The following is an 11,481-nucleotide window of genomic DNA, read 5'->3' as shown; positions in this document are numbered from 1 at the left end:
AGCTTCTCTAAGTTCCAAACCGGTATGATTAGTCCTCCCGCCGTCCGTCGAAAATCGGGGTAAATGAGTTGACCACAGCTGATATCCTTTGGCCTGAAGCGACGCCAGGCAGTAGTTGAGACCGCTTTTCTCAATGCATACGTAGCCACAGTCTTGTGATAGGCCTCTTTGTTAGCCGACGACCTTCAGTGGCGCTGAATAAAGTTTAGATTGAATCAAAAACTCGCTTATACACGACTAATGAGGTCTCTTATGAGGAAGTAGCAGTATCACCATACTATGTCAGACGCACGCGTGGCCTTTCTCAAAGTCTCTTGGGTCAATGTTCTCTTAAATGCCCTCAAAATCGGTGTTGAGGGCGCACTGGGGGTACTCACCGGGAGCCTAGCACTCACCGCTGACGCAGCGCACTCCGTTGCTGACCTTCTCGCAAGCGGTGTCGTCTTGATCTGGGGTCGATCCGCCTTCGACAATGCTGATGACTCACATCCCCACGGACACAATCGATTCGAACCACTCTCTGCGCTCTTCGTTGGTGGCGTCCTCGTTCTGCTCGGACTCAAACTGTTGTACGATGCAGGTCACTCGATCCTGACTGGAGTCTCTGCCGAGTACAGTATTTGGCTCATACTCGGACTCCTGTTCGCACTCGGTGATATGTATCTCTGTTACTGGTATACGCAATACAAAAATCAAGAACTCCAGTTACCAAGTCTTCGAGCGCTTGCCGCTGACAGCCTCAATGACCACTATACCACAGGTGCAGCCCTTGTGGGCGTTCTGGGTATGGCTGTCGGCTACCCAATTTTCGACCCGATTGCGGGCGGCATTGTGAGTCTGCTCGTCATCCACCAAGGCGTAGATATCTCTCGTGAGAATATTCAGTACCTCGCTGATAGTGCACCACCCGAATCAGAACAGGAAGAAATCAAACAGCAGATTCGAGAGCACTCCGCCGTTCACGGGATTCACGATTTCGTTGCGTACTACTCCGGGCACATGGTCGAAGTCGAGTTCCATGCTGAAGTAGACAAAGATCTAACTGTGGTGGAGGCACACGATCTCGAATCAAATCTTCGCCAGCGCGTCCGTGAGGTCGAATCAGTTTCAGACGTCCACGTCCATCTCGATCCGGCTGGACTCGGTGAATGGAAGGACGCTGATGATTCGGTAACTTCGCCTTCGTGAACCCGTATCCCCGTACAAACTACAACCCATCTTCGTTGGTTGCCGAGTTTGGTTGCCGATGAGTGTGGTCAGTAGAGCCCAGTGATGAACCCGAGCCCCATGAGGATGAGGACCGCGGCCGAGAAGAGCGGGAGATACGGCGTGTACTGTTCCACTTTCTCCTCGTAATGCGTGTAGCCCGCCACGAGAAGCATGGTCAGGCCGACGATCCCGAGAATGACGGTGATCGCATAGACACTCATCAGTTCGAGACAGTACTGGGACCCTGCACACATCGCAATAATCTCGAACTCTTCCTCGTGGGCGAAGCCGAGAATGAATGCGAACCACGCGATCCCGAAGAGCCCGCGCTCTGCTGCTTGATTGAGTTCCCCGTGATCGTGTGAGTGCCCGCCGCCCGTAATGCGGTTCTTTACTCGAGTGAATCCCCCTGAAATCGCCGTCGAGGCAGTCTCGTGGTCATGGTCGTGGACGTTCCCGTGATCGTGGCCGTCCTCGTGGGTATGCTCCGTCTCATGACCATGCTCGTGCGCTTCGTCTGTGTGTCCCGCCTCGCCGTGGGAATGACCGTCGTCGTGAGAGTGTCCCGTGTATTCTCGTATACCAAGCAGGATAAGGAGTATCCCAGCGACGAGACTGACAGGACCGCCGATCTGGATGCCACTGAAGAGAGTGACCGGTTCGTTGATCTGCGTGAGACTGAAGTACGATTTCGCGTAGAAGAACACTGCCACTATCGCCAGGCTACTGATGAGGTGGCCGACACCGATGATCAGACTGGAGACGAAACCGTAGAGCCACTTGTTCGTCTGGTCGAGCGCGTACGCCGCAGCGACAGGCCAGCCGTGGCCGGGCTCGACACCGTGAACGGCCCCGAGGACGACCGCCCCCAGCAAGAGAGACAATGCGTCGTTGTGTAACACAGTAGTGAAAACGAGGATTCCACGGTAGGTATGGATTGTTAAGAACGATTCGAGGACTCCGTAATAACGGCCACTAAGAGGCCGCCAGGCCAATACGGACTATGCGCACCAGTCTCAATATCCCACAGGAGTTACTCGACGAGTTCGATGAGACGTGGGAAGCCGAGGGTATGGAGTCGCGATCTCGGGCAGTTCGCGAAGCGATGCAGGAATACGTCGAACGCCATCAGACACTCGAAGAGCTCGAGGGTGAGGTCGTCGCTATGATCGTCTTCGACTACGAACACACCCTCGTCATCGGAGAACTCCACGACGTCCAACACGAGTTCCAGGACGTAATCGAGACGACGAGCCACTCCCACCAGGGCGAGTGGTGCCTAGAGGGGCTGTTCTGTCGCGGCCCAGCCGCTCGTATCCGTGAACTTGCCTATCGGCTCCGTGACTTCGACGCTGTCGGTCGCGCCAACGTCACCTTCCTTCAAGCAAACTGATCTCACTACCACAGCACTCAACGGATGTCCTGTATAGAGTATTGTACCGATTGGTTCTCTGGGGATTGGTTCTCCGGCTTGGCATATTCGGGCGTAGCTGACGGTTATTTGGACATCCATCCAGCAAACTCGTCTATCCAGTCACAACAGTGTTGATTACGCCTGCTGTCGTCCCGGGTCGATTCTCACACAGCTAAACAAAGCGTCCTTTCGCTAGAGAGTGCCCAGTAATGACCGCAACGCGCGACTCGCAGCGGACAGTGTTCCGCCACATCGCACGAGACCCTCACTACGACTGGCCCAGCTACAACTCAACACCATTCTACGATCGAAGTACGTTGGCCGCCGTTGAGGAAGACGTTCGAAAAGTAGCGAGCGTCTGGTTCGAACATAACGCTCACGAGTCAGTGGAGGACTTCGTTTGTCGACTGCCGGTGACTTATCTTGAGTTCGCACCACATGATCGCTATACTTCGGCGACTCAGTACGAGATGGAACACCTGTTCCGCGGGTTCATACTCAAAGAAATCCACGGGTGGGAACACGAGACTGCCCTCGTCGAGTATCTCGCTCAACGCCCTGATCTCTGCGGCCGACTCGGTCTAGAGACCGTTCCAGACCAGTCGACGCTGTGGCGCAGCTGGCACAAACGGTTCACTGCCGAGCTTCGCAGTACAGTCAAGACAGCCGCGCGAACCATCCTCATCAAAGCCAAGAACGCGGATGTTACTGTTCCGCGGAATCCAGACCGACATCGTCCATCTCACGGGGATAAAGCGGACGAATCGGACCCAGACGGTCAAGCTGTCCTTGACGAAGCGGCATCGATTACGGACCACGTCAGCCGTGTCGTCTTCCCGGCATTCTCGCTGGATCGAGGTGAGGGCTGTGAGATCCACGAGAACGCCTACTGGGACTTACAGACCTATCTGGGGCTTCGAGAGAGGCTGGCTGCTAACGAGGGGGCTCGTAGTTTTGTCTACGAGTCGACCCGCGACCGGACACCGCTGGGACACGCCCATCGCGAGCACATTCGTGACCTTCCGATTGAACAGGTTCGAGAGATGTACCGACAGGCAGTTAATAGGCTCCTGAACGAGGTCGCGGAGACAGAGCAGTTCTTTCGGGCTGGCATCATCGCAATTGACATCACCGAAGCCGATCCCTTCACCGGCGACAGGACCGACCACGAGAACGAAATCATCGGAACGAAGGAGAAGACCCACGAGTACGCGTACCAGTGGGCGACAGTCCAGCTGGTCGGTAACGCTGTCCCGCTCGTCCTCGATGCTCGCCCCGTGCGGAAAGGCGAGTCACGCAAAGCGATCGTCGAGGACTTGCTCGACTCCGCCGAAGACCTCGTTCACGTCGATAACGTCCTAATGGATCGGGAGTTCGATAGTCAGCACGTCTTGGAGATGATCAGCCAGCGGGGGCTGTCCTACGTCGTTCCCAAGCGGATGCAGACCAGCGAAAAAGCCCAGGCCAAGCGGTTACTCCAGCGTAACCAGGATCGGTACGAAACCGACCGCAAACTCCATCTCGGAAAGAACGAGTGGCACGAGACCACGCTGATCTACCGCCGGAAAGAGGACTCAGAGCACGACGATCACCGGCAGTATTCGGTGTTCATGACGAATCGGGGGAGTGGTCACCTTGCGGAGTATGGCTACCGCTGGGAGATTGAGAGCGGGTACAAGTCGATCAAACGGTTCATGGCTGCCACCACGTCGAAGGATTTTGGGCTTCGTTTCTTCTATTTCGCGTTCGCGTGTCTGCTGTACTCGATTTGGCGAGCCGTGGATTTACTCGTCCAAGTCGAGTTGACTGGTGAGTACGAGCACGCGCCGGTCGTGACGGCTGAGAACACATTGACGCTGCTGAAGAAGGAGACAGGAATCGGATAGCAGGGTCCTCGCTCTGGGTCAGCGCAGATTTCTGAGTGGCAACGCTATCGAGAATCTCGGGAAAACGACTATTTGGTTGCTAGTGCGACACGAAGAAGCGAACGAAGAGAGATCTGAAGCAGTTTCTGTTCACTGATTCGGCTGAGACCACGCATCACAGCCCCGCTAAACCCGCTGTAGTCTCAACTTCCAACGCCAGGAAAATGATATAGCGGTATATGATTTATACTTGCCGATATACGCTCCACAGCTCTCAAATCCGTCGAATTTGGCGGTATTAGGAATATTACATTTGGTTCTGATTACACTGGTAATCACGACCACTTTGAAGTACCCCGCCGCCGTCGGTGAAGCACGAATGCTGCAACCGCCTCACAATGGCGCTTCCCCTGGGGTAGAGGCGCCGAGACCGGGCCCGCAGGACGGTGGAGGGCCGGTTGATGTCTGAACGAGCGCTTTCGACACCGCTCGACGACAGCTTCGAGCGCTACCTCCAGGACAAGGGGAAAGGCCGCGGTGGCGACGGCGGGAACTATCGACGTAACGCTGGACGCGAGCTCGAGCGGTTCGCCGAGTGGGCCGCCGGCGACCGCGGCGCCGACGACTGGACCGGGATCGTTACCGACGACGTCGACCGCGGGCCGACCTTCGACGATCTCGACGAACGCGTGTTCCGGGAGTACGCCCGACATCTCGGTGGAGATCGGGGACTCAAGCAGAACACGGTACAAACCTATTACCGCTATATCTCTGCGTGGTGTGGCTGGTGCGTCAACGAAGGATATCTCGAAGCACATTACGCGCAGCGGGCGAGTGCGATGGCGCCGTTACCGGAGGACGACGGCCGCAAGCCCGGCGACCAGCAGGCCTGGACGTCCGAACAGCGCCACGCCCTCACCCGCCACGTCGACGAACGGGCCCGCGACGCCGTCGAGGCGTACACGACACTCCCAGAGGATACTGACCCCCTCGACAAGCAGCGAGGACGCTACGCGGCGCTGAAGGCGGCTCGTGACCGGGCGCTGGTGTTCGTCCTCGCGTACACCGCCGTCCGCGTCGGCGAACTCCTCCGGGACCCGAATGATCCGCGCCGGCGCGGCGTTCGCTGGGAGGACCTTTCGCTCGACGACGGGAGTATGGACGTCTACCGGAAGAAACAGCAGTGGGACGCCGCGAGCCTCCCTGACCCAGTAATTTCGCCGCTGCGGAGCTATCGCCAGCTGATGGACCCACCGACGGAACGATGGCCGGTGTTTCCGACGTTCGACCAACGGACGCTCGCGGAGCTCGTCCAGGATGAGTTCTCCGACCGTGGGGAACGCCCAGAGGGAATTACTGAGAGGCGTGATGAGTACGCCCGCGACCTTCTGCTGGCGCTTAATCAGGACATTCAGCCGCCGTCGATTACGACGGACGGCGCACGGTCGATTCTCCAACGGCTCTCGGAGACCGCAGAGATCGAAATTGACCATCCGAAACACGATTATCTTGCTCCGCACGGTGGCCGTCGTGGCATGGGCGAGGTGCTAGTCCGCGCGTTCGGATACACGGTGGCGGCTCGGTATCTCGATAACTCGGAGGAGATGGTTCGGGAGCGATACTCACACATTGAAGCTGGAGAATTAGGCGATGTCGCTACGGAAGCTCTTGAAGAGGTCGATTCGGCCAACTTCTCACAGTCCGATTTATGAGACGTTCTGGTAGGTAGAACCTGCCCGAAAAGACAGCCGGCTATCTCACCGGGGAACCTGAGCGGGCTAACGGACGAACTGCCTGACATCGTCGAAGAGGAATAATGGGTTAGTCGCCCTCTGAAACAGTCCCGACATCGGGTTCGAATTGCGTGACTTCCTCCTCGATGAGGTCACGCTCGAAGTAGAGGAGTTCGACAGCGAGCACGACGGCCGCGATACCGAGCACCATATAGAACGTATTCGGTTCGCGAGTGTAGAGGTTGTACAGCATGAGCGGGAAGAACGCCAGCGCGCCGACAGTCCCGACCGCCGGGATGACGGCGTTGACTTCATCGTGGTCACGCTGGCGGAACGCAAGGTAGCTCATCGACCCAAACACGAGTATGAACGACAGCGATGCGAACGAGGTAATAGCGCCGAGGCTCCCGTACCATGCGAACGCCGCGGTGAGGGAACCGAGGACTAGAACCGTCCGTTCGGGGATACCGTCGGTGCCTGAATTCCCGATCTGATCAGGGAGCAGATCATCACTGAGCATCCCCTTGGCGAAGTGCGCCGAGGAGAACAGGGTTGCGTTTATCGCACTCCCCGTCGAGAACAACGCAGACAACGCGAGGACGACCGCACCGACGTGCGCCAGCCCGTAGGGCTGCATCATCATCGAAGCGGCGTCCTTCAAGGCGACGTGTGAATGAGACTCGAGGGCTTGCGGCACGAGGTTCACCGTCACCATCCCTACCAAAATGTAGATGGCGACGGCGACTGGGATGGAGACGTACACTGCCTTCCGGATGGTGTCGACAGGATTCTCGATGCTTTCCTGATCGTAGTACAGGAGCTGCCACCCTTGGAACGCGACGAAGGAGATAGCAGCCGCCATAATCGGACCGAATCCGCCGAGATGGCTGACGCCGTACTCGAACGGGGCACCGCTGAAGCCGAATGCATACACCAACCCCAGGAGACCGAACACGACGAGGATGCCGACCTTCAGCGCGACGAGAACGTTCTCTGTCGTGCCGGTGGTTTGCGCCCCGAGCAAATTCAGGCCGACGAATCCAGCCACCGCCATTACCGAGATGAGCGGCCGGATCGGGACATTCGCAATAATGCTCGTCGGGACCACGCCGAACGCGGCCGTGAACTCTCCGAACGCGAAGGCGTACATCGCCATCGATCCGATATAGCCGAAGAGAAGCGTCCAGCCGACGATTCCGGCGACCGTGGAATTGCCGAGATAACACTGGACGAACGTCACAGAGCCTCCCTGATTGTCCGTGAGGCTGTTGAGCTTGTTGTACGAGTAGCCCGCACACATCGCGACGACACCGGCGACCAGAAACGCGAACCAGATGGCGGACATAGTTATTCCTGCTACCACGCCGAGGACGGCGTAGATGCCGCCCCCGATCATGCCGCCGAGCGCCATCGAGACGCCTTCTTTCAGTCCGAGACTGTCACTCATAGCTATCGATCTCTTTCGAATCTGCTCCTCCCGGATTTGTAGTGGGTTGCGAGGTGTCAATCCTTCGCTGGTGCTGCAAAGTGACAAAGAAGAACGCTCATACTAGAAATTAATATCTCCGTGATCAGAGCCACGGATTCTTCCGGGTAGGCGTCGTCCACGGCGTGTTTGTTTCAGAACCAGATTTCGGCAAACAGCTGATTTTCGAGGTAGGTCGTCTAGTAGTCCGTTATCCGCCAGCCGGCTGGCGATCACGACGAGACGTCTATTCGGTCAGGGGGAGGACGATACCGAACACGAATGGCGAGAGAAGTGCGACTACGATGCCGATTGCCGCCATCGTCATCAACAGGCTGTGTTCCCACGCTGGGACGGACATCCCGGCCTTTCTAATTCCGAACTCGCCGAATTCACCTACCACGAACATCCCGATGCCGAGTAAGAAACTCAGCTTTGTGAGCCGTGAATAGTCAAGATTACCGTATCGCCCTTGCATATATCGGAGTGGCACTCTCAACGGCAAGTAGATTTCTATTTGGAAAACGTGAAGCCCGCTGATTCCAGATTCAATAGTAACTATGGATTCAGCGCTCGAGATACTTCCGGAACTACTCGAACTCGTCGTGTTCGGTCTCGGCTCTGCTGGCCTGTCGGTGGCGGGGCTGTACATCGAACAGTTCGCACTCACGACCGCCCAGAGCGGCCAAACCCTCCTTGCTGGGTGGGCCGCTGTCATTGGATGCGTCGTCCTGGTATTCGCATATCTCCTGGCCACAGATAAAGCGGCTAAGAGCTACGTGAAGGTCAAGCGCGAGCTTGCCGAGGGCTGAAATAAGGTCGTGACACACCAACGGGATCGGATTCACGACTATCTTGCTACTCACCCGGGCAAGCACTTCAACGCGCTTACGCGGGCGCTCGATCTCGCGCCCGGCCAGGTGCAGTACCACCTCAAAAAACTCCAGCGTCAGGACCAAATCGTCGAGGAACATCTCTACGGTCGGACCCACTACTACACGCCCGAGTATGACGAGGGGGAACGGGGAGCGATCGCCGTCGTTCGTCGTGAAACGGCTCGGGATATCCTGTTTTACTTGCTTGAGCATGGCTCCTCCACTCCGGGTTCCGTCGTAGACGCCCTCGACATCGCTCGAAGTACCCTCGAGTGGCATCTCGACCATCTCGTCGAGCAGGACCTCGTCGTGAAACAGCGGGACAAGAACAATCACGTGACGTTGGTCGTGCCGAAGCCGACTGAGACAGTTCGACTCCTCAAGGAAGTCACCCCGTCGCTTTCCGACCGGATGCTTGACCGGTTCACGCGCCTCGTGGATTCCCTCATCGAAGGGTGATTGCGTAGTTATCTCGAGATTCGATGTCTATACCAGAATCCCCTTTCGGCGCAGACTGTTATACCCGAGATATGGACCGACGTTCATTCCTCAGAGCGACCGGTGCAATAGCGACTGGGAGCCTCGCGACATTCGCTGGGTGCACAGGTGGAGATGGTGGCGGCTCGACGCCAACCTCCAACCCTTCGGAGACGAACACAATCGCCATGATAACCGATGGTAGCGAGTACTATTTCGACCCCATCGGGCTGTTCGTCGAGACGGGCGAAACGGTCACCTGGGAGATCGAGAGTGGTACCCACTCGTCGACGGCGTACGAGGAGGGCACAGGACCGGCGGCCGAGACGCGGATCCCGGACGGCGCCGAAGGGTGGGATAGTGAGACATTGTCGGAAGGCGGTGCCACCTTCGAACATACCTTTGAGGTACCGGGGACCTACGACTATTTCTGCATCCCACACAAGAGTCTCGGGATGGTCGGCCGTGTCGTCGTCGGCGAACCTGGTGGCCCAGCGGCGGGCAGTACGCCACCGGACGGTGAGGTTCCGGACAGCCAGACCATCGTCGACCAAGGAGCAGTGATGTACGACGAATTCAGCAACTGAAATATTGTCCAACGCCTTCCAGTCGAACTCCTATCCTCTTGACCTCCTCTGCCTGTGGGGACAACTCGATAGAATATCAACATTAGTTATCGCGACTATCGGAATAAGACGAGCTGATACACTTCACATCGGTGCTTTCAAACCGTGTCGAATCTGACTCAGAGACAGGAAAATTGCGGTACTGTGGGCCGGAGGTCAAGTGACCACGACATCGCTAATGTGAGGTAGGATAATTCGATGGCATCTGTCATTCTCGTGTTGAGTATCGCGCTGATAGCAGCGTTGTTTATGTCGTTCACCGTCGGAGCGAATAGTAACTCAGCCCCCGTTGCGCCCGCCGTCGGGGCGAACGCACTCGGAGTTCTCCGAGCGGCCCTGATCGTCGGGATCGTGGCCGGACTGGGTGCAATACTTCAGGGAGGCAGTATCTCCGAGACAATCGGCAAAGATCTCGTCACCGGGGTAACGATTACACCGCTCGCGGCGGCGGCAGCGCTTCTGACGGCGGCGACGCTCATCACGATCGGAAACTCCTACGGCTATCCCATTCCGTCCGCGTTCACCGTCACCGGGGCCATGATCGGGGCCGGTATTGCTCTTGGCGGAGGATTCGCTATCCACGAATACGTCGTCATCCTCGGGTTCTGGTTCGCGATACCCGTCGTTGAGGGAGTTCTCGCATATGGGCTCGCGCGTGGCCTTCGAAGTGACGCTGTCCCCGAAACTGTGGGAATCCCGCTTCTCGGTGGTGCAGTCGGATATGCGTTGGCGAATATCCAGCTGACAATCATCCCGACCGCGAGCGGCACACAGGGATCGGTAGCCCGCTACCTCGCGACCACGTACCAGTTCCTCCCGACAAGCGTCGGCGGATCCTACACGTTCGGGATGGTCGCCGTGAGTGTTGCGTTTGGCCTGCTCGGGCTCGCCGGGACACGTCTACTGTTGCAGCGCGACGAGACGGCCGGCATCAATCAGTTCCTCGTTGTGCTGGGACTCGTCGTCGTGTTCACGAGTGGTGGCACGCAAGTCGGGCTGGCGACCGGCCCCCTGGAGACGATCTTCGAGACGGACCTCCAGCTGCCCTCGATCTACTTGCTGGCACTCGGCGGAGGCGGAATACTCCTCGGTGCCTGGATACGGGGGCCACGACTCGTCCAGGCCGTCTCAAACGAATATGCATCACTTGGACCGCGACGATCGATTGCAGCCCTGATTCCCGCGTTTCTGATCGCGCAACTCGCGATTGTGCTGGGAATTCCTATCTCATTCAACAAGGTGATGATCGCGAGTATCGTGGGGAGCGGCCTCGCTGCCAGTTCTTCGGGGACAAGTGGCGTCTCACCCCGCAAAGTCGGCATTACGATCGGATCGTGGGTTGGCTCGATGGTAGGAGCGGGCCTCGTCAGCTATGGACTGTATCACCTCTTGAACACGGTGCCCGGCGTCGGATAGTCAGGAGACGATCTGGTCGATGATTTCTTCCTCCGCAGCTTGCGTTTTCATCCCCTCCCACGTCTCGAAATCGGTTGTGGCGGCGATATACTCATTAAGCGGTTCACGAGAGACGTCTTGTACGTCGCTAACATCGTCGAGCGGCCACGGACTCTGATTACAAAACGCAGCGAACGAGTCGAAATCAGTGTGGTCGTCCATAAACGCCTGCGAGAAGAACGCATCCGACTGGACTCGGGTGCCCGCCTGCAGTTCACCGATTCGATCGAGTGCGTTCCCGACTCTCTTTTCGAGATCCTCCAGACCAGCAACCTGAAGGTCCATAAAGGGTGTCGCTTCTCAACGCGGGTAAAAGCCACGACGCTATGAGCGAAACCCTGTCACGCGATGAGAATGATGGG

12 protein-coding genes are annotated in these 11,481 nt (G+C 57.5%); 8 read left to right on the top strand and 4 right to left on the bottom strand.

Translation table 11 applies throughout. The features are described 5' to 3' along the window. The first annotated feature begins 279 nt into the window (after positions 1-279). Positions 280-1,188, top strand: coding sequence for a cation diffusion facilitator family transporter (locus K6T50_RS16585; RefSeq protein WP_222609037.1), 909 nt, complete (start codon positions 280-282; stop codon positions 1,186-1,188). A gap of 68 nt (positions 1,189-1,256) precedes the next feature. On the opposite strand, the gene K6T50_RS16580 is transcribed toward K6T50_RS16585, so the two are convergent. Continuing rightward, positions 1,257-2,111, bottom strand: a complete 855-nt coding sequence (locus K6T50_RS16580; RefSeq protein WP_222609036.1) for a sulfite exporter TauE/SafE family protein — start codon at positions 2,109-2,111, stop codon at positions 1,257-1,259. A gap of 101 nt (positions 2,112-2,212) precedes the next feature. On the opposite strand from K6T50_RS16580, the gene K6T50_RS16575 reads away from it, so the two are divergent. The 3 genes from K6T50_RS16575 (at position 2,213) to K6T50_RS16565 (ending at position 6,200) form a co-directional block, all read left to right on the top strand. Then, positions 2,213-2,602, top strand: a complete 390-nt coding sequence (locus K6T50_RS16575) for a CopG family ribbon-helix-helix protein (protein WP_222609035.1) — start codon at positions 2,213-2,215, stop codon at positions 2,600-2,602. Between the two features lie 230 nt (positions 2,603-2,832). After that, entirely contained in the window at positions 2,833-4,509 is a 1,677-nt protein-coding gene (locus tag K6T50_RS16570) for a transposase (protein WP_222609034.1), read from the top strand. Positions 4,510-4,949: 440 nt separating this feature from the next. After that, positions 4,950-6,200: a phage integrase SAM-like domain-containing protein gene (locus K6T50_RS16565; protein WP_222609033.1), complete on the top strand. Its 1,251-nt coding sequence runs from the start codon at positions 4,950-4,952 to the stop codon at positions 6,198-6,200. Between the two features lie 109 nt (positions 6,201-6,309). On the opposite strand, the gene K6T50_RS16560 is transcribed toward K6T50_RS16565, so the two are convergent. Further along, on the bottom strand, positions 6,310-7,668 hold the full coding sequence (locus K6T50_RS16560; protein ID WP_222609032.1) for an APC family permease: 1,359 nt from the start codon (positions 7,666-7,668) through the stop codon (positions 6,310-6,312). A 265-nt stretch (positions 7,669-7,933) separates the two neighbouring features. Further along, positions 7,934-8,164, bottom strand: a complete 231-nt coding sequence (locus tag K6T50_RS16555; protein ID WP_222609031.1) for a DUF7860 family protein — start codon at positions 8,162-8,164, stop codon at positions 7,934-7,936. Positions 8,165-8,246: 82 nt separating this feature from the next. Between K6T50_RS16555 and K6T50_RS16550 the strand changes: the two genes are divergently transcribed. The 4 genes from K6T50_RS16550 to K6T50_RS16535 all read left to right on the top strand — a co-directional run bounded on the left by K6T50_RS16550 (position 8,247) and on the right by K6T50_RS16535 (position 11,080). Next, positions 8,247-8,498: a DUF8151 family protein gene (locus tag K6T50_RS16550; protein WP_222609030.1), complete on the top strand. Its 252-nt coding sequence runs from the start codon at positions 8,247-8,249 to the stop codon at positions 8,496-8,498. A 9-nt stretch (positions 8,499-8,507) separates the two neighbouring features. Next, complete coding sequence (locus K6T50_RS16545; protein WP_222609029.1) at positions 8,508-9,020, top strand: winged helix-turn-helix transcriptional regulator; 513 nt, start codon at positions 8,508-8,510, stop codon at positions 9,018-9,020. Between the two features lie 71 nt (positions 9,021-9,091). Then, on the top strand, positions 9,092-9,625 hold the full coding sequence (locus K6T50_RS16540; RefSeq protein ID WP_222609028.1) for a plastocyanin/azurin family copper-binding protein: 534 nt from the start codon (positions 9,092-9,094) through the stop codon (positions 9,623-9,625). A gap of 237 nt (positions 9,626-9,862) precedes the next feature. Next, entirely contained in the window at positions 9,863-11,080 is a 1,218-nt protein-coding gene (locus K6T50_RS16535; RefSeq protein ID WP_222609027.1) for an inorganic phosphate transporter, read from the top strand. Here the strand turns inward: K6T50_RS16535 and K6T50_RS16530 are convergent, their stop codons facing one another. After that, complete coding sequence (locus tag K6T50_RS16530) at positions 11,081-11,404, bottom strand: hypothetical protein (protein WP_222609026.1); 324 nt, start codon at positions 11,402-11,404, stop codon at positions 11,081-11,083. Between the last annotated feature and the right edge of the window lie 77 nt (positions 11,405-11,481).

This window comes from Halobaculum magnesiiphilum (assembly GCF_019823105.1).
GTDB classification, from domain to species: Archaea; Halobacteriota; Halobacteria; order Halobacteriales; family Haloferacaceae; genus Halobaculum; species Halobaculum magnesiiphilum.
Note: the sequence above shows the minus strand (reverse complement) of the source record. Positions and strands in the feature narration are given on the sequence as shown.